Genomic DNA, 21,320 nt, shown 5'->3' on the forward strand with positions numbered 1-21,320 from the left:
AGCCGCTGCAGGCGTTCGGCTTGCAGCGGCTTTGCGAGGTTGGCGGAGTGGACGGGGCTCGAACCCGCGACCCCCGGCGTGACAGGCCGGTATTCTGACCAACTGAACTACCACTCCACGTTCGATAAAAAAGCCGCTGCGGTAGCTCAGGCAGCGGCTTTCGCTCACTCGATGAATTGTTTGGCGGAGTGGACGGGACTCGAACCCGCGACCCCCGGCGTGACAGGCCGGTATTCTAACCGACTGAACTACCACTCCGCGTCGGTGAAGCTAGCACTATAGCAGAGCTTTGACAGCCTGCGCAAGTGCACGCCAAAAAGAATCGACAATGCCAGCATGCAAGCCGTCGTGTTCATGGTGTTGGCCGCCCTGCTGTTCTCGATGATGGGGGTGGCGGTCAAGCTGGCGTCGGCCAGCTATCCGGCGGCGGAGATCGTTTTCTATCGCGGCGTCGTGGGGGCGCTCACGATGTGGGCCTGGGGCCGCTGGCAGGGGGTGGGCATGCGCACCCGGGTGCCGATGCTGCACGTGTGGCGCAGTGCCTCGGGCGTCAGCGCGCTGATGCTGTGGTTCTCGGCCATCGCGGTGCTGCCGCTGGCCACCGCGGTGACGCTGAACTACATGTCATCGGTGTGGATGGCGGTGTTCGTCATCGCCATGGGCCTGTGGCGCCGCAGCGCCCGCCTGGACGCGCACCTGGTGCTGGCGGTGGCCGCCGGCTTCATCGGCGTGGTGCTGATCCTGCAACCCACGGTCCAGGGCTACCCGCTGTGGGGCGGACTGGCCGGCCTGGCCTCGGGCATGCTGTCGGCCACGGCGTACCTGCAGGTGTCGGCGCTGGGCAAGGCCGGCGAGCCCGAGGCGCGTGTGGTGTTCTATTTCTCGCTGTGTGGTGCGGCGGCGGGCGCCGTGCTCACCACGTTGGGCGCGGGCTGGCATGGCCACACGCCGCGCGGGCTGGCGCTGCTGCTGGCCGCCGGCGTGCTGGCCACCGCCGCGCAGTTGCTGATGACGCGCGCCTACGCCATCGGCCGGCAGCTCACCAATGCCACGCTGCAGTACCTGGGCATCGTGTTCTCGTTCGGCTGGGGCGTGCTGCTGTTCGACGACCCGGTGCACGTGTCGGCTCTGGCCGGCATGTTGATGATCGTCGGCGCGGGCATCGCCGCCGCACGGCTGCGCGGTCGCCGGCCGTCCTGAAGCCTCGCGCGGATTGACTCGGATCAAGGCCTGCGCCCCACCTGGGCGCACACTTGCTGCATGTCCGCCGGTGCGCCGGCATTCCCGCCCGAGGAGTTCACATGTACCAACGCATCCTGGTCCCGACCGACGGCTCCGAGATCACCGCCAAGGCCGTGGCGTCGGCCATCTCGCTGGCCAAGCTGAGCGGCGCGTCGCTGCTGACGATCAGCGTGAAGGAGCCCTTCCCGTACAGCGCCATCTCCGAGATGCAGCCGGTGCCGCCGCAGGAGTTCTATGACGCGCAGGAGCGCATCGCCAACGACCGCGTGAAGGCCGTGCTGGAAGCCGCCAGCGCCGCCGGTGTGGCCTGCGAGGGCAGCACCGTCGAGGCCCTGCATCCCTGGGAAGCGATCCTGGACCTGGCCAAGGACAAGGGCTGCGACCTGATCGTGATGGCCTCGCACGGCCGCCGCGGCATGGCGGCCCTGCTGATCGGCAGCGAGACCAGCCGCGTGCTGACGCACAGCCCGCTGCCGGTGCTGGTGATCAAGTGAGCCCGCGCGGTGCGGCGGCCCGTCAGTGACCGCCGTGCTGCAGCGCCTTGACCAGCATGATCAGGCTCAGGCCGGCGGCGATCCAGCCCAGCTGGGCCACGTTGTCGCGCCATGACAGCCGGCGCTGCAACTGCGGCAGCAGGTCGGCCACGGCCACGTAGATGAAGCTGCTGGAAGCCACCACCAGCAGGTACGGGAACAGTGCCTGCCACGGCCCGGCGATGAAGTAGCCCAGCACGCCGCCCACCACCGCAGCCAGGCCCGACAGCGCGTTGTAGGTCAGCGCCTTGCGCCGCGAGAAGCCCGCGTTCAGCAGCACGATGGTGTCGCCCACCTCCTGCGGGATCTCGTGGGCGATGATGGCCAGCGCCGTGACCATGCCCAGCTGCGTGTCGGCCAGGAAGGCCGCCGCGATGATCAGGCCGTCGCAGAAGTTGTGGATGCTGTCGCCCACCAGCACCGAGAAGCCGCCGCGACCGGCCTGTTCCACATCGAAGTGGTGATGGTGGTGGTGGCCATCGCCCTCGTGGTGGTGGCCGTGGCGGTACAGGGCCGCCTTCTCCAGCAGGAAGAAGAACAACAGCCCGCCCAGCAGGGTGAGGAACAGCGGATGCGGCTCGATGCCCAGCTGGTGCCCCTGCTCGAAGGCCTCGGGCAGCACATGCAGCAGGGCCGTGCCCAGCAGCACGCCCACCGACAGGCTGACCAGGTGGCGCACCAGTTGGCCCAGCAGCACCTGGGTGAGCGTGGCCGCCAGCACCACCGACAGCACGCCGCCGGCCAGCGTGGCCAGCACGATGTAACCCAGGGTCATCAAGGCTGGCGCTCCAGGCGCGTCGTCTTCGTTGTCGAATGTGTCATCACGGGGTGCATTCTAGGAAGGCCGCCGCAGCCGCGCGGCCGAGCCCGTATTTGCCGCTAGCATCGCGGCCAACATGAGCACCCGTCCTCCCCGCCTTGGCGCGCCGCTGGCCGCGATCGACATCGGATCGAACAGCTTCCGCCTCGAGATCGGGCAACTGCAGCACGGGCGTTACCGCCGCATCGCCTACCTGAAGGAAACGGTGCGCCTGGGTGGCGGCCTGGATGCCAACGGCTTCCTCACCGAAGACGCCGCACAGCGCGGCCTGGACTGCCTGGCCCGCTTCGCGCAGCGACTGGCCGGCTTCGAGCCCGGCCAGGTGCGCGCGGTGGCCACGCAAACCCTGCGCGAGGCCCGCAACCGCGACGCCTTCCTGCTGCGCGGACAGGCCGCGCTGGGCCATCCGATCGAGGTGATCTCGGGCCGCGAGGAAGCGCGCCTGATCTACGCCGGCGTGTCGCACCTGCAGCCCTCGGACGTGCCGCGGCTGGTCATCGACATCGGCGGACGCAGCACCGAGATGATCGTCGGCCACGGCCGCGTGCCCAAGGTGGCCGAATCGTTCCAGGTCGGCAGCGTGAGCCTGTCGATGCGCTGGTTCCCCGATGGCAAGTTCACCGAGCAACGCTTCCGCGATGCCCAGGTGGCCGCCGGCGCCGAGCTGGAAGAGGCGCTGGCCCCGTTTGCCCCGGCACACTGGCGCGAGGCGCTGGGCTCGTCGGGCACGGCCGGTGCGGTGTCGCAGATCCTGGCCGCCGCCTGCCGCAGCGACGGCACCATCACGCCCGAGGGCCTGCGCTGGTGCATCGGCCAGTGCCTGGCGGCCGGCAGCGTGGCCAAGCTGAACCTGCCCTCGCTGCGCGAGGACCGCAAGGCCATCCTGGGCGGTGGCCTGGCACTGCTGTACACGCTGGCCACGCACTTCGGCATCACCGAGCTGAAGCCCGCCAAGGGTGCGCTGCGCCAGGGCGTGATCGTCGACCTGGCCGAACGGCATGCCGCGCTGCGCCAGGCCGACGGCGCGCAGGACATGCGCGACCTGGGCGCCGCCGAGTTGCAGCGCCGCTTCCAGGTCGACACCGCGCAGGCCCAGCGCGTGCGCGAGGTGGCCACCGGCCTGCTGCGGCAGGCCCTGCCCGATGCGGACGCCGAATCGCTGCGCGAGCTGGGCTGGGCCTGCGACCTGCACGAGATCGGCCTGATGGTCTCGCACCACGACCACCACCGCCACAGCGCCTACCTGATGGGCCATGTGGACGCGTCCGGCTTCTCGCAAAGCCAGCAGCGCCGCATCGCCGACCTGGTGCTGGCGCAGCGCGGCGGCCTGCGCAAGATCGAGGCCCAGCTGGCCAGCGAGGCCTTTGCCTGGCAGGTGCTGGCGCTGCGGCTGGCGGTCATCAAGTGCCATGCGCGCGATGCGGTCGACGGCCAGGCCCTGCGCCTGAAGCGCGACGGCCGCCAGGCCCGCCTGGGCTGGGGCCGCGCCTGGGCCGAGGCCCACCCGCGCACCCTGCACCTGCTGCGCGAGGAGGCCGAGGCCTGGGCGCGCCACACGCCGCGGCTGGTGCTTCAGACGGACGCCAAGGTCTGAGCGGGCTGAACGCCGGCGGGGCGGCCGTTCAGAGCTTGTCGGGCGTGCGCACGGCAACCAGCACGACCTCGGCGCCGTCCTCGCGCTGCCGGTGGCGCAGCCACCACACGCCGCCCTTGCGCACCGCCCACACCGGCGACTCCAGTGCAGCGGCACCGGCCATCAGCCAGGCCGCCGTGCGGCCCAGCGTGGGCTGGTGGCCCACCACCAGCACCGGCTCGCGCTGATCGGGCCAGCGTGCGGCGGCCAGCAGCTGGTCGGCGCTGCCGCCAGGGCCCAGCGATTCCATCACCCGGCACTTGCGGCCCAGCGCCTCGGCGGTCTGGCGGGTGCGCAGCGCCGGGCTGACGATGATGCGCGTGCTCTCGGGCAGGAAGCGGTTCAGCCATTCGGCCATGCGCTTGGCCTGCTTCTCGCCACGCGGGGTCAGCGGGCGTGCCAGATCGTCCTCGCCCTCGCGGGCATCGCGCGCCTCGGCATGGCGCCACAGGATCAGGTCCATCGCCGTCGTGCTCCCTGGGATGATCGTCGACCCGGGGGTCAACCGGCGGTCATGAAGCGGCGCGCCAGCGCACCCTGCGCGCTGGGGCCGGTGTCGGCCACCCGCTGGTACTGGCCATCGCTGTGCTGCTGCCAGGCGTCGCAACGGTCGTGCAGGTAGGGCACCAGGCATTCGTCGATGACGCGCTGGCGCAGCGCGGCGTCGCGCACCGGCCAGGCCACCTCGATGCGGCGGAACATGTTGCGCCCCATCCAGTCGGCGCTGGACAGGTACAGCACCTCGTCCTCGTCGCGCCGGCCCCAGCGGAAGTACAGCACCCGCGTGTGCTCCAGGAAGCGCCCCACCACCGAGCGCACGCGGATGCGATCGGTGACGCCGGCGATGCCCGGCGGCAGCATACAGGCGCCGCGCACGATCAGGTCGATCTCGGCGCCGGCCCGGGCCGCGGCGATCAACGCATGGATCAGCCCCGGATCGGTCAGCGCATTCACCTTCACGACGATGCGCGCCGGCTGCCCGGCCCGCGCCGCATCGGCCACCAGCGCGATGCACGACACCAGCCGGCGGTGCAGCGCGAACGGCGCGGTGAGCAGGTGGCGCGGCGTGCGCACCTTGGTCAGGCTGGCCAGCTGGTGGAACACCGCATCGGCATCGGCGGTGAGCAGCGGGTCGGCGGTGAGCATGCCCACATCGGTGTACAGCCGCGCGGTCTTGGGGTTGTAGTTGCCGGTGGACAGGTGGGCGTAACGGCGCAGCACCGGCAGGCCGCGGCGCGTGGTCTCCCGGCGCGTGATCAGCAGCAGCTTGGCGTGCGTCTTGAAGCCGACGATGCCGTACACCACCTGCGCGCCCACGGCCTCCAGCCGCTCGGCCCAGTTGATGTTGGCCTCCTCGTCGAAGCGGGCCTTCAGCTCCACCACCACGGTCACTTCCTTGCCGCGGCGGGCCGCCTCGATCAGCAGCTCCATCAGCACGCTCTCGCTGCCGGTGCGGTAGATGGTCTGCTTGATGGCCAGCACCGCGGGGTCGGCCACCGCCTCGCGCAGAAAGGCCACCACCGGCTCGAAGCTCTGGAACGGGTGGTGCAGCAGCACGTCGCGCTGGGCCACGCGGGCCAGGATGGATTCGCCCTGCGGCAGCGCGGCCTCGGGCCAGCTGGGCTCCAGCGGCGCAAAGCGCAGCGCCGCGCCGTCGGCCTGGTCGATCAGCTGGTTCAGCCGCACCAGGTTCACCGGGCCGTTGACGCGGTACAGCGCCGCCTCGGGCAGCTCGAACTGCTCCAGCAGCAGGCGCCACAGCTCCTCGGGGCAGCTGGCCACCACCTCCAGCCGGATGGCCTGGCCGAAGTGGCGCGTGGTCAGCCCGGTGCGCATGGCCTGGCGCAGGTTGGCCACGTCGAGCTCGTCGATGTCGATGTCGGAATCGCGCGTGACGCGGAACTGCGAGAACGACTCCACCGGCCGGCCGCCGAACAATTCCTCCAGATGCGCGCGGATCACGCTGGTCAGCTGCACGAAGCCCTGCGTGCCCCTGGGCATCAGCGCATCGGGCAGGCGGATGATGCGCGGCAGCGCACGCGGCACCTTGACGATGGCGATGGCGTTGTGCCTCCCGAAGGCATCGTGCCCGCCCAGCCTGACGATGAAGTTGAGCGACTTGTTGGCCACCAGCGGAAACGGATGCGCCGGGTCCAGTCCCACCGGCATCAGCAGCGGTTGCACCTGGGTCTCGAAGAAGCGGGCCACCCATTCGCGCTGCGCCGCATTGCGCTCGGCATGGTTCAGGATGACGATGCCCTGCCCTGCCAGCGCCGGCATGACCTCGTCGTTGAACACGCGGTACTGCTCGGCGATCAGCTCGTGCGCCTCGGCCGTCACCTCGTCCAGCGCGTCGCGGTGCGGCTGCGCGGCACCGTCCTGCCCGGCGCGGCGCATGGCCTCCAGCGCGTCGGCGAAGCGCACCTCGAAGAACTCGTCCATGTTGGACGACATGATGGTGACGTAGCGCAGCCGCTCGAGCAGCGGCACATCGGGCCGCCGGGCCTGCGCGAGCACGCGCCGGTTGAATTCAAGGATCGCGCGCTCGCGGTTGAGCAGCGCCGGCATCTCTGGGGACGCCTCGGGAACATCGGTCATGCACCGAGTCTATGAATCTTTCAAGACAATTCCGTGACGTGGCCATCATGGATTGGGGAGCGGCGCCGGCGCCACACGGCCCAGCGCAGCCAGAGCTCGCGATGCAGCACGGCGGCCGCCCACATCACCAGCAGGCAGAACACGATGTCGCTGGCGAAGTGGCGGCCCTGCGCCACACGCACCGCGCCGATCAGGCCGCCACACACGGCGCCGATGGCCCACCAGCGCCAGCGCGTGCGCCGGCTGCCAAACAGGCCCAAGGCCAGCAATGCGAAGCCCGCGCCGGCATGACCACTGACGAACGAGCAGTTGCGGTCGCAGCGCGTGCTGGGCTGCAGTGCCGGTGTGAAGGGCTGTGCGCCACCAAACACCTGCACCTGGTCGGGACGCGGCCGGCCCCAGCCATCCTTCAAACCCATGTGCACCAGGCCACCCAGGCCCATCAGCACCAACGTCACCACTGCCGTGGCCCGCCGCCAGCGCCAACGCGCCAACGGCGTGGGTGGTGCACCCCTGGCAGCCAACGCGCGCGGCTGCCGCCACACGCTCAGGCTGAACACCAGCGCCACCGCAAAGCCCAGGGCCCCCAGCCAGGGCACGCCGCGGTACACCCAGCGCACCGCCGCCCACTCGTCACCGACGAAGCGGCCCGCCACGAAAAACCGGGCGCTGAGCCAGGCATCGGCGTCGGGCCAGACCTCCACCGCCACGGTGGCCACGGCCAGCGCGGCCACCAGGGCCAGCCGCTCGGCATGCCGCGCCTTCATGGTGACGTGACCCCGCCACGCCGACCCTCGGCACGCCACAGGCTCAGCTGGCGGCCGCTGTCGGCGCGGCCCAGTGCCAGCCGGCGCCAGTGCAGGTAATGCGCTTGCTGCGCGGCGGAGGGTTCGGTCTCGCACAGCAACAACAGCGCGTCGGGCCAGGCGGTGCTGCCGGCGCCTGCGGGCACCAGGGACTCGAACTGCTGGTAGTGGTTTTGCGGTGCGCCGTCGGCAGGCCAGGCCAGCACTTGGCGGCCGCTGTCGCGCCAGGCGCGCCGGGCCTGCACCAGCACATCACGCTCGGCGGCCGCCACCGGCAACGCGGGCTGCGCCAGCAGTGCCAGGCGCAGGCCGTCGAGTGCGGCGTCCCACCCGCGCATGCGCGCCCAGATGTCGGCCTGGCGGCCCGCCCAGGCAGGCAGCACCGTTGCGGCCAGGGCCACGGCGGTGGTGATGGCCAGGCCGCCTGCGGCATGCCACAACAGCGGGCGTACGCCCAGGCCGGCACGTGCCGCGCGCAGACCCAGCCACAGGCACAGACCGGCCAGTGCCGGAGCGGTCCAGTTCATCTGCGCCTTGGCATTCAGCGCCTGCAGGGCCCCCAAGCACAGCAAGGGCACGGCCATGGCCAGCGCGAAGCCCTCGCCCAGCGCGGTGGCCTGATCGGCGTGCCTCACCGCCCTGCCGCGCGGCCGCACCCGCCAGGCCAGCATCAACGCGGCAGGCCCCAGCAACAGCCCCTGGCCCAGCAGGTACTCGGCCAGCGAGGTCAGCGGCCCGGCGCCAGGCCGCGCGCTGGCCTGGGCCGTGATCGCGGCCGTGTGCGTGAGCGTGGGCCAGCCATGCCGCGCATTCCACAGCAGGTGCGGCAGCAGCAGCACGGCCATCACCCCCAGCGCCAGTGCCGGCCCGCCCAGCATCTGCCAACGCTGCGCGCCCGGGGCTTGCCGCAGCCGCCACAGCCCCGGCAAGGCGCCCAGCACAAAGGCCGCCGCGGTGTACTTGGACAGCAAGCCCAGCCCCAGCACCAGGCCGAGCACCCACCAGGCCCGCCACCGCATGGCGCCTTGGCCGCTTTCGGATGGATGGATTGCGTGCCAGCAGGCCAGCATGGCCAGCGCCCAGCACAGCAGCAGCGGCCCATCGGTGGTGACCACCAGACCCAGCAGGCCCGCGGCCGGCGTGGTGGCGAACAAGCCTGCGGTCCACAGCGCCGCCGCCGTCCCGTGAGCCGTGCCGCCGATGCGCCAGGCCAGGGCGGCCAGCACCGCGGCAGCGGCCGGCCAGCAGGCCATGCCGAGCAGGCGCACGCCCAGCAGACCATTGCCGAACAGCTGCGTGCTGGCCGCGATCAGCACGGCCACGCCGGGCGGCTTCGACCAATAACCCCATTGCAGGTGGCGCGACCAATCCCAGTACTGGGCCTCGTCGACATGGAGGCCCGCGCCGCTGGCCCGCATCGTCAGCCCATGCAGCACCAGCAACAGCACCAGACCGGCGCCGATCGCCGTCGCCAGCGTGGCTGGCGACATGGGCCGTGCGCCAGCACTGTGGGCCGGGACGTGCGAGACCGCAGCGAGCTTCGCTTCAGCCATGCCAGCCCTCACCGGCCGCCGGCTCGACCACCGGCCGGGCGTGATAGGGGCGCGCATGGCCGCCGTCGTAGTACACGCGCATCAGCAGTTCGGCCAGCACGCCGGTGGTGAGGAACTGCAGGCCGCCCATCACCGAGAAGAAGCCGAGCGCCAGCAGCGGCCGCGTGCCCACCGATTCACCCAGCAGCTTGAGCACGCCCAGGTAGGCCAGCATCAGCCCGCCCAACGTCATCGCCACCAGGCCGATGCCGCCGAAGAAGTGCCCCGGCCGCGTGCCGAAGCGCAAAAAGTAGTGCACCGCCAGCAGGTCCACCACCACGCGGAAGCTGCGCGACAGGCCGTACTTGGACTGCCCCTGCTGGCGCGCATGGTGGCGCACCGGCACCTCGGCCATACGCTCGGGCGAGGTCACCGTGGCCAGCCAGGCCGGGATGAAGCGGTGCATCTCGCCATACAGCCGCACCTGGCGCAGCACCGGCGCGCGAAAGGCCTTCAGGCTGCAGCCCAGGTCCTGGAAGGCCAGGCCGCTGACGCGCCGGATCAGCCGGTTGGCCAGCAGCGACGGCAGGCGGCGCAGCACGAAGCCGTCCTGCCGCTGCCGGCGCCAGCCGGCCACCAGATCCAGGTCATCGGCCAGCAGGCGCGCCACCAGGGCCGGGATGTCGCGCGGATCGTTCTGCAGGTCGCCGTCCATCGTCACGATGACATCGCCGCGCGCCGCGTCGATGCCGGCCTGCATGGCCGCCGTCTGGCGGAAGTTGCGCGCCAGCCGCACGATGCGCACATGCGGCCCCACACGCGCGGCGTGGCGCTGCAGGGCCGCGCCGGTGCCGTCGGTGCTGCCGTCGTCCACCACCACCAGCTCCCAGGGCTGCGGATACGCGGCAAGCGCGGCCTGCACGGCGTCGATCAGCGGTGCGGCATTGGCCAGTTCGTTGAACATCGGCACCACCACCGACAGGCGGTGCGCCGGCAGCGGCCCGGCCGGCGCGTGCGGCATGGCCAGCGGCAGGGCATTGCGGCGCTCGGGCGCCAGGCTCAGGCTGCTCATCGCATCGGTCTCCGGTCGCGCCACAGTGGCAGATGGATCAGCGCCGCCGCGCCCAGCGCCACCGCCACGCTGAAGGCGTGCACGGCCAGCACGGCGGCGATCAGCGCCTGGCCTGTGGTCACCGGCAAGGGCCGGCCCGGCGCGGCCAGCCAGGCGCCGGCCTCGTAACTGCCCAGGCCCGCCGGGCCTTGCACGGGCATCACCCCACCCAGTTCACCGCCCAGCGATGTGCGCCACGACAGTTCAAGCCCCAGGCCGGTGAGCGCCGCCACCAGGCCGCCCAGCACCAGCACCTTGGTCAGCCAGATGGCCGCGGCGATGCCGAAGCCGGCGTGCGGGTCACGCCGAGGCGGCGCCGCCGCGTGCCCTTTGCGGCGCAGCAGCAGACGCTCGGCGCCGCGCTGCACGCACGGCGCCAGCGTGGCCGCGGCCACCAGGGCCGCCACGGCCAGCACCACGCGCGCCGGCCAGCCCAGCGGGGCCAGGCACAGCAGCGCCAGCAGGGCCAGCACGGTGGCGTCCTGCACGCGCCACCACAGCAGGCTGCGCGCCGCCTCGCGCCAGTCCACGCCCCAGGTGCGGTGCACCAGCCACAGGTAGCCGGCCTCGCCGCTGCGCAGCGGCATCAGCAGCACGGCGGCGTTGTGCGCCAGCACCAGGCGCAGCACCTGCAGCCAGGGCACGGTGCGCAGGTGCCGCCATTCGTCGCGCAGGCGCCAGGCGCGCAGGCCATGGCCACCCAGCAGCGCCAGCCCGGCCAGCAGCCAAAGGCCGGCCGGCAGGCGCCGCCCCTGGGCCAGCACCTGGGTGAAATCGGCATGCCGCAGCAGCCACCACCAGGCCAGGCCCAGCACGGCGGGCGGCAGCAGCCAGCGCCAGGCCGGGTGCAGGCCAGCGCCTGTGCCAGCGGCCAGGCCGGGCGACAGCTGCGTGGGGGCGGGCAGGGTTTCGGTGCGCGAGCTCATGCGGTGCAAGGCCCCGCACGGCCGGGTGGCCGCGGAGGCGATGCCCGCCAGCGTCGCCCAGCCCTGCGACGCTGGCGTGACCCCGGCGCTTCAGTTCAGTGACAAGCCGCCGCCACCGGGCGCTGCAGCACGCCGCAGAGCGCCGGACGAGCGGGCAGCGCTCAGTGCGCCTGCTCCCAGTTGGGCCCCACGCCCACCTCGGCCAGCAGCGGCACGCTCAACGCGGCCACGCCGGCCATCAGCCGCGGCACCTCGCTGCGCGCCCAGTCGATCTCGTCTTCGGGCACCTCGAACACCAGTTCGTCGTGCACCTGCATCACCATCACCGTGCGCTTGCCCTGCTCGTCCAGCGCGCGCTGCACCGCGATCATCGCCAGCTTGATCAGGTCGGCCGCCGTGCCCTGCATCGGCGCGTTGATGGCCTGGCGCTCGGCGCCGGCGCGGCGCGGGCCATTGCCGCCGCGGATGTCCAGCAGCGTGATGCGGCGGCCGAACAGGGTCTCGACATAGCCCTTGTCGGCCGCGCTGGCGCGGATGTCGTCCATGTAGCGCTTGACGCCGGCAAAGCGCGCGAAGTAGCGGTCGATGTAGTCCTTGGCCGCCTTCTGCTCGATGCCCAGACTCTGCGCCAGACCGAAGGCGCCCATGCCGTAGATCAGGCCGAAGTTGATGGTCTTGGCATAGCGGCGCTGCTCGGACGTCACCGCATCGGGCGCCAGGTTGAACACCTCGGCGGCGGTGGCGCGGTGCACGTCCATGCCCTCGGCGAAGGCGCGGGTCAGGCCGGGGTCGCCGCTCATGTGGGCCATGATGCGCAGCTCGATCTGCGAGTAGTCGGCACTGACGATCACGTGCCCTGGCGGCGCGATGAAGGCCTCGCGCACACGCCGGCCATCGGCGGTGCGGATCGGGATGTTCTGCAGGTTGGGGTCGTTGCTGGACAAGCGCCCGGTGACGGCCACCGCCTGCGCGTAGTTGGTGTGCACGCGGCCGGTGGCCGGGTTCACCATCTGCGGCAGCTTGTCGGTGTAGGTGCCCTTCAGCTTGGCCAGGCTGCGGTGTTCCAGGATGCGGGCCGGCAGCGGGTAGTCGGCGGCCAGTTCCTGCAGCACCTCTTCATCGGTGCTGGGCGCGCCGGTGGCGGTCTTCTTCTTGACCGGCAGGCCCAGCTTGGTGAACAGGATCTCGCCGATCTGCTTGGGGCTGCCCATGTTGAAGGGCTGGCCGGCGATGTCGTAGGCCTCGCGCTCCAGGTCCATCATGCGCTGGGCCAGCTGCTGGCTCTGGCGCGCCAGCACGCCGGCATCCACCAGCACGCCGTGGCGCTCAATGCGCGCGAGGATGGCCGACACCGGCAGCTCGATCTCCTCGTACACCCGCTTCATGCCCGGCTCAGCGGCCAGCTGCGGGTAGAGCTGCTGGTGCACCTGCAGCGTCATCTCGCTGTCCTCGCCGCTGTAGGTGGTGGCGCGCACCACATCCACCTGGCTGAACGGGATCTGCGCCGCGCCCTTGCCGCACAGGTCTTCGTAGCTCAGGCCGCGGCGGCCCAGGTGGCGCTCGGCCAGCTTCTCCAGGCTGTGGGCCAGATGCGCCTCGAAGACATAGCTTTCCAGCAGCGTGTCGTGCCGCCAGCCGCGCACGGTGATGCCGTGGTTGGCCAGCACATGCGTGTCGTACTTGATGTTCTGGCCCACCTTGGCGGCGGCGGCATCTTCCAGCCAGGGGCGCAGTTCGGCCAGCACCTCGTCGAGCGGCAGCTGCTCGGGCGCGTCGGGGCCGTCGTGGGCCAGCGGCACGTAGGCGGCCTCGCCGGGCTGCACCGCGAACGAGATGCCGACGATGCGCGCGCGCATCGGGTCGAGCGAGTCGGTCTCGGTGTCGAGTGCGCTGATCTCGGCTGCTTTCAGGCGCGCGATCCAGGCGGCCAGCTGCTCGCGGGTGAGCACGGTTTCGTAGTGACGGGCCAGGCCGGCGTCGCCGGGCGGAGTGGCCGGCGCTGCAGTGCCCTCGACCGGCACGGCCACCGCGCCAGCCGCAGCCGCCGGCGCTGGCGCGCCCAGTTCGGCCGCCAGCTCGTTCTTCAGCCGGCCAAAGCCGTAGCGCTGCAAAAAGTCCAGCATGGCCGGCTTGTCCACCGGCGCCAGCGCCAACGACTCGATGGCCGGCCAGCCCGGCACATGGCCGGCCAGGTCGCAGTCGGTCACCACGGTCACCAGGCGCTGGCCCTGCGGCAGCCAGTCGAGGGCCTTGCGCAGGTTCTCGCCCGCCACGCCCTTGATGCTGCCGGCAGCCGCCATCACGCCGGCCAGCGAGCCATGTTCGGCCAGCCACTTCACAGCCGTCTTGGGGCCTACCTTCTCGACGCCCGGCACGTTGTCCACCGTGTCGCCGATCAGGCTCAGGTAATCCACGATGCGCTCGGGCGGCACGCCGAACTTGGCCTGCACGCCGGGAATGTCCAGCGTCTCGTTGGTCATCGTGTTGATCAGCGTGACGCGCTCGTTGACCAGCTGGGCCAGGTCCTTGTCGCCGGTGGACACGATCACCCGGTGGCCGGCCGCCGCGCCCACGCGGGCCAGCGTACCGATGGCGTCGTCGGCCTCGATGCCGGGCACCTCCAGCACCGGCCAGCCCAGCAGGCGCACCACCTCGTGGATGGGCGCGATCTGCGTGCGCAGGTCGTCGGGCATGGGCGCGCGCTGGGCCTTGTACTCGGGGTACCAGGCATCGCGGAAGGTGGGGCCCGAGGCGTCGAACACGCAGGCCGCATGGCCGCCGGGCCCGGCGCCGATGACCTGCTCGCGCAGGCGCTTCATCATCGCGATGAAGCCGTGGATCGCCCCGGTGGGAAAGCCGTCCGGGCTGCGCAGATCGGGCATCGCGTGATACGCCCGGTACAGGTAGCTCGAGCCGTCGACCAGCAGCAGCACCGGCAGCGCCGCGGCATCGGTGGCCGGGCGGTCAGCCGGGCTGGCGGCGGCGGGGGTCTCGGGCAGGGCTTGGTCGGGGGCGGCGGGCTCGGTCATGACGCGATTGTGGCCGCGGCCGCCCTGTGTTCAAGGCGCCACGCGGTGGCCCCGCAGTCGCGGGGGCTGGGCCGGTGCGGCACAAAGCGTTTACAGCGCGCTTGCAAGCTGTCACACATCCCGGCCGGCCTGCCATGCCGTCCGGCCTGCAGTTCCACACCGCCACCGCATGACCGCTACGACACCGACTCCGCGCAAGCTCGCCCTGGCCGCCCCCCTGCTCGCCCTGCTGGCCACCGCCAGCGAACCGGCGCAGGCCATCGTGTCCACCACGGCGTCCAGCAACTGGCTGGCCACCGACGACAGCCTGGATGGCGTGGCCAAGCTGCTGATCAACGGCAGCACCGGCTGCAGCGGCACGCTGCTGGCCGGCGGCGCCTATGTGCTCACCGCGGCGCACTGCGTCACCAACAGCAGCGGCCAGCTCACCGCCACGCAGATCAGCGTGACGCTGGACGGCGGCGCGGTGACGGCCCAGGTCAGCGCGTCCAGCCAGATCAGCGTGTACGGCAGCTGGAACGGCAGCACGCTGGGCCTGAACAACGACCTGGCCCTGCTCAAGCTCGACAGCGCCGTGACCAGCGTCGAGGGCTACCAGGTCTACGCCGGCCAAAGCCTGGGCAGCACGGTGATCCTGGCCGGCTACGGCTACACCGGCACCGGCAGCACCGGCTACAGCAGCGGCAGCTTCGGCACCCTGCACTGGGGCATGAACACCTATGACCTGCTGTACAGCGGCCGCTCGGGCAGCCTGGTCTACGACTTCGACGACGGCACCACGGCGCACAACGCCACCGGCAGCACCGGCCTGGGCAGCACCGAGGCCGGCATCGCACCGGGCGACTCGGGCGGCGCCAGCTTCATCGCCGCGGCCGACGGCAGCTACTACCTGGTGGGCGTGCACTCCTTCGGCGGCCGCGAGACCGGCAGCGACACCACCGACATCGACGGCACGCTCAACGGCAGCTATGGCGAATACGCCGGCGACACCGGCTTCTACAGCGCCGCCACGGCGCGCTGGCTGATCGGGCTGGCCGGCAGTGGCGTGGTCGTCACCAGCCTGCCGACGGTCGCCGGGCTGGTGCCCGAGCCCGGCTCGGCCGCCCTGATGGCCGCCGGCGGCCTGCTGCTGGCGCTGCGCCGCCGCAAGGCCTGATCCGGCGCCGGCAGCGGGTCCGGCGGCGGTTCGTAGAATCGCGCCGATGACCGCCTTTCTGTCGAAGTCCGCCAGCGCCCTGCTGCTGGCCGCCACCGCGGCGCTGCTGAGCGCCTGCGCCGGCCTGGTGCCGCCGCCCACCGAAGCCGCCGTGGCCCGCCTGACGGCCGAAGACAGCCAGGTGCGCATCGACGAACTGCGCGTGCGCGGCCAGACCCAGCGGGTCACGGTGCAGCCCAAGGCGGTGGCCGGTGCGGCATCGGCGCCGGCCTACGAGGTGCTGCCGGCCCCGGGCGGGCAAGACCCGTCGCAGGCCAAGGATTCGGCCGGCCGCCGCGTGTGGCCGGTGCTGAGCTTCTGACAGCCGAGGCAGCATGGCCGTCTTCACCGAGGTGGCACCGGCCGAGGCCGGTGCGCTGCTGACCGAGCTGCATCTGGGCACATTGGTGTCGCTGCAAGGCATCGGCGCCGGCATCGAGAACACCAACTACTTCGTCACCTCCCGCAACGATCAGGGCGACGAGCAGCAGTGGGTGCTGACGCTGTTCGAGCGCCTGCACGCCGATCAGCTGCCCTTCTATCTGCAACTGATGCAGCACCTGGCGCGCAACGGCCTGCCCGTGCCCGAGCCGCGTGCCAACGCCAGCGGCGGGCTGGTGCACCACGTGGCGGGCAAGCCCGCGGCCCTGGTCAACCGCCTGCCCGGCGCGCACCAGCATGCGCCCGACCTGCACCACTGCGCCCAGCTGGGCGCGGTGCTGGCGCGCATGCACCTGGCGGTGGCCGACTTCGCGCCGCAGCAGCCCAATCTGCGCGGCATCGACTGGTGGCTGGCCACGGCACCGCAGGTCATGCCTTACCTGGACGCCGAGCGCCAGGCCCTGCTGGCCGACGAGATCGCGTTCCAGCAGCAGGTGGCCGCGTCGGCCGCCCACGCCGCGCTGCCGCGTGGCGCGGTGCATGCCGACCTGTTCCGCGACAACGCCATGTTCGACGGCCTGCCAGGCCACGAGAAGCTCACCGGCTGCATCGACTTCTACTTCGCCGGCACCGACACCTTCGCCTACGACCTGGCGGTGTGCCTGAACGACTGGTGCCTGGGCGGCCGCGACGGCCTGCTCGACGACGCCCGCGCCGAGGCCCTGGTGGCCGCCTACGAGCGCGTGCGGCCGCTGCAGGCGGCCGAAGCGCGGCTGCTGCCTGCATTGCTGCGCGCCGCCGCGCTGCGCTTCTGGCTCTCGCGGCTGGCCGACTGGCACCTGCCGCGCCCGGCCTCGCTGCTGGCACCGAAGGACCCGCTGCACTTCGAGCATGTGCTGCGCGAGCGCATCGCCAATCCCTGGCATCCGCCGCGCTGAGCGCGCCCGGCCGCCGCATCCGACACCGTACCCGTTCTCACACCCCATGGGACTTCGACTGCACCCGGTGGCGCCCCGCCAGGGCTGGCTCTGGATCACCCGGGCCTTCGCGCTGTGGCGCCAACGGCCGCTGGCGCTGGTCGGCCTGTTCGTGTTCTTCCTGGTCAGCCTGCTGCTGTTGGCCCTGCTGGTGCCCGGACTGGGCGGCGCCATCGGCCTGGGCGGCCTGCCGCTGCTGACGCTGGGCTTCATGATCGCCAGCCGCAGCCTGCTGGACGGCGGCCCGGTGCATGCGCTGCAGTTGATCGAGGGCCTGCGCGTGCCCGACCGGTCCCGCCGGCGCGCGCAGTGGACGCTGTGCGCCGGCTACATGCTGGGCGCCATGCTGGTGATCAGCCTGGCCGACTGGGCCGACGGTGGCCAGTTCGAGGCCCTGCAGCGCGCGCTGGCCGAGAACCAGCCCGGCGGCAAGGGCGCGGCGCAGGTCAACGCCATCCTGGCCGATCCGCGCCTGGCCTGGGGCATGCTGGTGCGCCTGGGCCTCACGGTGCTGCTGTCGGTGCCCTACTGGTACGCGCCAGCCCTGGTGCACTGGGCTGGCCAGAGCGCCGGCCAGGCGCTGTTCTCCAGCACGCTGGCGCTGTGGCGTTCGCGCGGCGCCTTCTTGGTGTATTCCATCGGCTGGATGGCGCTGATGACCGCCATCGGCACCGGCGCGATGCTGGCCAGCGCGCTGCTGGGCGCCGGACAGCTGCTGGGCGTGCTGGTGATGCCGCTGGCCCTGGTGATCTCCACCGTGTTCTACGTCTCGCTCTGGTTCGGATTTGCCGACAGTTTCGGCGCACGGCCGGTGGGCAGCGCCACGACAATCGACGCATGAACCACGCCGCCCACCGCCAAGCTCTGTCCACCCTTCCGGCCCATCCGGCAGCGCACCGCCCGGCCCGCGCCGGCCGGTCGGCGTGGGGGCCCCGGCGCTTGGCGATGGCCGGTCTGGCCGCGGCGGCCGTGGCCGCGCTGTCGGGTTGCGCGGTGGTCAACGTGGCCGGCGCCGCGGCTGGCGCGGCCATCAGCGTCACCGGCGCGGTGGTGTCCACCGGCGTCAAGGTCACCGGCAAGGTGGTCGAGAAAACCATCGACGCGGTGACGCCTAGCAGCAACTGAGCCGGGCCCGAGCGGGCGGCCGGCGTTTGATCGGCGCCACAGACACCCAGTCTTCACGGCCGTGTGTCACCGGTTTGGCCGGGGTCGACATGCACAATCGTTTGGTTCAGCGGCAGGCACGACGCTTGCGTGCCGCCACCCCATCGACACAGCCATGGAGGCCCCCGCCGTGCCCACCCCAGCCCTGCCCCGTTTCCACCGCCACACCCCGCTGGCCGCCGCCCTGGCGCTGGCCTTCGCCGCGCCGGCCTTCGCCCAGAGCGCCGGCCAGCTGCAGACCGTGACCGTGACGGCCGAGCGCCGTGCCGAGAACGCGCAGAGCGTGCCCAGCTCGATCAGCGTGGTGGGTGGCGACCTGCTGGAGGCGCTGAACACCAGCGGGCAGGATCTGCGCATGCTGGCCGGCCGCGTGCCCAGCCTGAACATCGAGTCGTCCTTCGGCCGCGCCTTCCCGCGCTTTTACCTGCGCGGCTACGGCAACACCGACTTCCGCCTGAACGCTTCGCAGCCGGTCTCGCTGGTGTACGACGACGTGGTGCAGGAGAACCCGATCCTGAAGGGCTTCCCGGCCTTCGACCTGGATCGCATCGAGGTGCTGCGCGGCCCGCAGGGCTCGCTGTTCGGCCGCAACACGCCGGCCGGCGTGGTGAAGTTCGAATCGGCCCGGCCGTCGCCCAAGAAGCTGGAAGGCTACGGCAGCATCAGCTTCGGCAGCTACCAGACCATCAACGCCGAAGGCATGGTCAACGTGCCCACCTCGGCCAGCTCGGCGCTGCGCGTGTCGGTGCTCAGCCAGACGCGCAACGACTGGGTGCACAACACCGTGGCCAATGCGCAGACGCCCGACATGGAGGGCTACCGCGACAACGCCGTGCGCGTGCAGTACCTGCTGACCGCGGGCAACGACTTCTCGGCGCTGGCCAACGTGCATGCCCGCGACTACTCGGGCTCGGCCCGCGTCTTCCGCGCCAACATCATTAAGCCCGGCACCAACGACTTCGTCGACGGCTTCGATCGCACCAAGGTGTCGTTCGATGGCAAGAACGAATCGGAAGTGCAGAACTACGGCGCCAACCTGCGCTTGAAGTGGAACCTGGGCGGCGGCCTGTCGCTGAACTCGATCACCGGCTACGAAACGGTGCGCACCTACAGCCGCGGCGACATCGACGGCGGTTCGACCTACAACTTCGCCGGTGGCGCCGGCAGCATCCCGTTCCCGTCCGAGACGGCCGACGGCATGCCCGCCCACCACCAATTCACGCAGGAACTGCGCCTGGAGTCGAACAACAGTGGCCCGCTGAACTGGCAGGCCGGCGTCTTCTACTTCAACGAAGACTACAAGATCGAGAGCTTCAGCTACAACAGCACCGCCGCGGGCAACCCGCAGACCGGCTACGAGCGCGTGCGCCAGAAGAACGACGCCTACGCCATCTTCGGCGCCGTCAACTACCAAGTCAGCCCGGCACTGAAGCTGCGCGGCGGCCTGCGCTACACCCACGACAAGAAGACCTTCACGGTCGAGGACAACACCTACAGCCTGACCGAACTGGGCACCGGCACCAAGGACAGCAAGCTGAGTTGGGATGTCAGCGGCACCTATGCGCTGGACAAGGACACCTCGCTGTACGCCCGCGTGGCCACCGGCTTCCGTGGCTCCAGCGTGCAGGGCGCCGGCCCGTTCAATGGCCAGTCGGTGGCCGGCCCCGAGACCAACACGTCCTATGAGGCCGGCGTCAAGGCCGACCTGTTCGGCAAGCGCGCGCGCGTCAACTTCGGTGTCTTCCGCTACGACGTGAAGGACCTGCAGCTCACCGCCGTGGGTGGTGCCAGCGGCAATGCCAACATCCTGCTCAACGCCAAGAAGGCCACCGGCCAGGGCTTCGAACTGGATGCGCAGGCCTTCGTCACCGACAACCTGCTGGCCTCGCTGGGCTTCGGCTACAACGACACCCAGATCAAGGATCCGACGCTGGCCGTCTCGCCCTGCGGCAACCTGCAGGACCTGACCAAGACCAACTGCACGGTGCTGGATCCGGTGGACGCCAACGGCAAGGCACTGATCAACGGCAACCCCCTGCCCCAGGCCCCCAAGACCACGCTGAACTTCTCGCTCAAGTACACCCAGCCGGTGGCCAACGGCGAGATGTACGTCTACACCGACTGGGTCTACCGCAGCAAGATCAACTTCTTCCTGTACGAGAGCACCGAGTTCACCGGCAAGGCGCTCACCGAGGGCGGCGTGCGCGTGGGCTACACCTGGGCCAACGGCAAGTACGACGCCGCGGTGTTCGGTCGCAACATCACCAACCAGACCCGCATCGTCGGCGGCATCGACTTCAACAACCTGACCGGCTTCATCAACGAGCCGCGCACCTGGGGCGTGCAGTTCAAGGCGCTGTTCTGAACATGCGCCTGACACGCGCGCTGGCTGCGGTGCTGGCGCTGGTGGCTTCGGCCGCCGGCGCCCAGCCCGCGGTGATCTACGAACTCGGCGGCAAGTTCGACCGCTCCTTCAACCAGGCCGCGTCGGATGGCGCCGAGCGCTGGAAGAAGGAGACCGGCAAGCCCTTCCTCGAGTTCGAGATCGCGCAGAGCGCGCAGCGCGAGCAGGCCGTCCGGCGCTTCGCCGAGCGCGGCGCCAATCCGGTGGTGGCCATCGGTTTTCCGCAGGCCGAGGCCATCGGCAAGGTGGCGCGCGAGTTCCCCAAGACCTCGTTCGCCCTCATCGACGCGGTGGTCGACGCGCCCAACGTGCAGAGCGTGGTCTACCGCGAGCATGAAGGCGCGTTCCTGGTCGGCGTGCTGGCGGCCATGGCCAGCAAGACCGGCAAGATCGGCTTCGTCGGCGGGATGGACATCCCGCATGTGCGCAAGTTCCTGTGCGGCTACGAGCAGGGGGCCAAGCACGCCAACCCCAAGGTGCAGGTGCTCTCGGCCATGGCCGGCAGCACGCCCGCCGCCTGGACCGACCCGGTACGCGGCGCCGAACTGACGCGCGGCCAGATCGCCCAAGGTGTCGATGTGGTGTTCGCCGCGGCCGGCACCACGGGCTTGGGGATCCTGCAGGCGGCCAAGGACGGCGGCATCTACGGCATCGGCGTCGACAGCAACCAGAACCACCTGCACCCCGGCACCATGCTCACCAGCCTGGTCAAGCGCACCGATCTGGCGGTGTACCAGGCCTTCCAGGGCGTGAAGCCAGGGGTCAGTGCCTTGGGGCTGAAGGAAGGCGGCCTGGACTACGCGGTGGACCAGCACAACGAAAAGCTGCTCACCCCCGCCATGCGCCAGAAGGCCGAGGCTGCACGCGCCGACATCATTGCCGGCCGGCTGAAGGTGATCGACTACACGGTGGCCAACCGCTGCCAGTGAGTCCGACCAGGGTCTGAGACTCGGGCGACCGGAAGGTCGC

At 71.1% G+C, this 21,320-nt stretch carries 18 protein-coding genes and 2 tRNA genes; 10 read left to right on the top strand and 10 right to left on the bottom strand.

Annotated elements, in window-relative coordinates; all coding sequences use genetic code 11:
* Positions 1-40: 40 nt before the first annotated feature.
* Both AACH10_RS00965 and AACH10_RS00970 read right to left on the bottom strand, forming a co-directional pair.
* Positions 41-117, bottom strand: a tRNA-Asp gene (locus AACH10_RS00965).
* A gap of 64 nt (positions 118-181) precedes the next feature.
* Positions 182-258, bottom strand: a tRNA-Asp gene (locus AACH10_RS00970).
* 78 nt (positions 259-336) lie between these two features.
* On the opposite strand from AACH10_RS00970, the gene AACH10_RS00975 reads away from it, so the two are divergent.
* Both AACH10_RS00975 and AACH10_RS00980 read left to right on the top strand, forming a co-directional pair.
* On the top strand, positions 337-1,200 hold the full coding sequence (locus AACH10_RS00975; protein WP_341408478.1) for a DMT family transporter: 864 nt from the start codon (positions 337-339) through the stop codon (positions 1,198-1,200).
* 101 nt (positions 1,201-1,301) lie between these two features.
* Positions 1,302-1,736 (top strand): universal stress protein, encoded by a 435-nt coding sequence (locus AACH10_RS00980; RefSeq protein ID WP_341408479.1) that lies wholly within the window; start codon positions 1,302-1,304, stop codon positions 1,734-1,736.
* 22 nt (positions 1,737-1,758) lie between these two features.
* Here the strand turns inward: AACH10_RS00980 and AACH10_RS00985 are convergent, their stop codons facing one another.
* Positions 1,759-2,550 carry a ZIP family metal transporter gene (locus AACH10_RS00985; protein WP_341408480.1) on the bottom strand — a complete coding sequence of 264 codons (792 nt, stop codon included), beginning with the start codon at positions 2,548-2,550 and terminating at the stop codon, positions 1,759-1,761.
* A gap of 121 nt (positions 2,551-2,671) precedes the next feature.
* Here AACH10_RS00985 and AACH10_RS00990 point away from each other — a divergent pair, with 121 nt between their 5' ends.
* Positions 2,672-4,189: a Ppx/GppA phosphatase family protein gene (locus AACH10_RS00990; RefSeq protein WP_341408481.1), complete on the top strand. Its 1,518-nt coding sequence runs from the start codon at positions 2,672-2,674 to the stop codon at positions 4,187-4,189.
* Between the two features lie 28 nt (positions 4,190-4,217).
* Here AACH10_RS00990 and AACH10_RS00995 read toward each other — a convergent pair whose 3' ends face one another.
* From AACH10_RS00995 to polA, 7 genes are all read right to left on the bottom strand, one after another.
* Positions 4,218-4,691, bottom strand: a complete 474-nt coding sequence (locus AACH10_RS00995; RefSeq protein ID WP_341408482.1) for a SixA phosphatase family protein — start codon at positions 4,689-4,691, stop codon at positions 4,218-4,220.
* Positions 4,692-4,729: 38 nt separating this feature from the next.
* Positions 4,730-6,826, bottom strand: coding sequence for a polyphosphate kinase 1 (gene ppk1, locus AACH10_RS01000; protein WP_341408483.1), 2,097 nt, complete (start codon positions 6,824-6,826; stop codon positions 4,730-4,732).
* A 20-nt stretch (positions 6,827-6,846) separates the two neighbouring features.
* Entirely contained in the window at positions 6,847-7,593 is a 747-nt protein-coding gene (locus AACH10_RS01005) for a phosphatase PAP2 family protein (protein WP_341408484.1), read from the bottom strand.
* Positions 7,590-9,122, bottom strand: coding sequence for a glycosyltransferase family 39 protein (locus tag AACH10_RS01010; protein WP_341408485.1), 1,533 nt, complete (start codon positions 9,120-9,122; stop codon positions 7,590-7,592). Before AACH10_RS01010 ends, AACH10_RS01005 begins: the two co-directional genes overlap by 4 nt.
* A gap of 55 nt (positions 9,123-9,177) precedes the next feature.
* A complete protein-coding gene (locus tag AACH10_RS01015; RefSeq protein ID WP_341408486.1) occupies positions 9,178-10,236 on the bottom strand; it encodes a glycosyltransferase family 2 protein in 1,059 nt (352 codons plus the stop codon).
* Positions 10,233-11,201: a lysylphosphatidylglycerol synthase domain-containing protein gene (locus AACH10_RS01020; protein WP_341408487.1), complete on the bottom strand. Its 969-nt coding sequence runs from the start codon at positions 11,199-11,201 to the stop codon at positions 10,233-10,235. Before AACH10_RS01020 ends, AACH10_RS01015 begins: the two co-directional genes overlap by 4 nt.
* 161 nt (positions 11,202-11,362) lie before the next feature.
* Complete coding sequence (gene polA / locus AACH10_RS01025) at positions 11,363-14,230, bottom strand: DNA polymerase I (RefSeq protein ID WP_341408488.1); 2,868 nt, start codon at positions 14,228-14,230, stop codon at positions 11,363-11,365.
* Positions 14,231-14,399: 169 nt separating this feature from the next.
* Here polA and AACH10_RS01030 point away from each other — a divergent pair, with 169 nt between their 5' ends.
* The 7 genes from AACH10_RS01030 to AACH10_RS01060 all read left to right on the top strand — a co-directional run bounded on the left by AACH10_RS01030 (position 14,400) and on the right by AACH10_RS01060 (position 21,280).
* Positions 14,400-15,386 carry a trypsin-like serine protease gene (locus AACH10_RS01030; RefSeq protein ID WP_341408489.1) on the top strand — a complete coding sequence of 329 codons (987 nt, stop codon included), beginning with the start codon at positions 14,400-14,402 and terminating at the stop codon, positions 15,384-15,386.
* A gap of 46 nt (positions 15,387-15,432) precedes the next feature.
* The gene (locus AACH10_RS01035) at positions 15,433-15,747 is read left to right on the top strand and encodes a hypothetical protein (protein ID WP_341408490.1); all 315 of its coding nucleotides are present in this window, start codon (positions 15,433-15,435) and stop codon (positions 15,745-15,747) included.
* A gap of 13 nt (positions 15,748-15,760) precedes the next feature.
* A complete protein-coding gene (locus AACH10_RS01040; RefSeq protein ID WP_341408491.1) occupies positions 15,761-16,744 on the top strand; it encodes a homoserine kinase in 984 nt (327 codons plus the stop codon).
* A 46-nt stretch (positions 16,745-16,790) separates the two neighbouring features.
* On the top strand, positions 16,791-17,624 hold the full coding sequence (locus AACH10_RS01045; RefSeq protein ID WP_341408492.1) for a BPSS1780 family membrane protein: 834 nt from the start codon (positions 16,791-16,793) through the stop codon (positions 17,622-17,624).
* Between the two features lie 104 nt (positions 17,625-17,728).
* Positions 17,729-17,908, top strand: coding sequence for a hypothetical protein (locus AACH10_RS01050; protein WP_341408493.1), 180 nt, complete (start codon positions 17,729-17,731; stop codon positions 17,906-17,908).
* Between the two features lie 154 nt (positions 17,909-18,062).
* Complete coding sequence (locus AACH10_RS01055; RefSeq protein WP_423228541.1) at positions 18,063-20,312, top strand: TonB-dependent receptor; 2,250 nt, start codon at positions 18,063-18,065, stop codon at positions 20,310-20,312.
* A 2-nt stretch (positions 20,313-20,314) separates the two neighbouring features.
* The gene (locus tag AACH10_RS01060) at positions 20,315-21,280 is read left to right on the top strand and encodes a BMP family lipoprotein (protein WP_341408495.1); all 966 of its coding nucleotides are present in this window, start codon (positions 20,315-20,317) and stop codon (positions 21,278-21,280) included.
* Positions 21,281-21,320 lie beyond the last annotated feature (40 nt).

It is taken from the genome of Pseudaquabacterium inlustre, from assembly GCF_038066595.1.
In the GTDB taxonomy this organism is placed as follows: Bacteria; Pseudomonadota; Gammaproteobacteria; order Burkholderiales; family Burkholderiaceae_C; genus Pseudaquabacterium; species Pseudaquabacterium inlustre.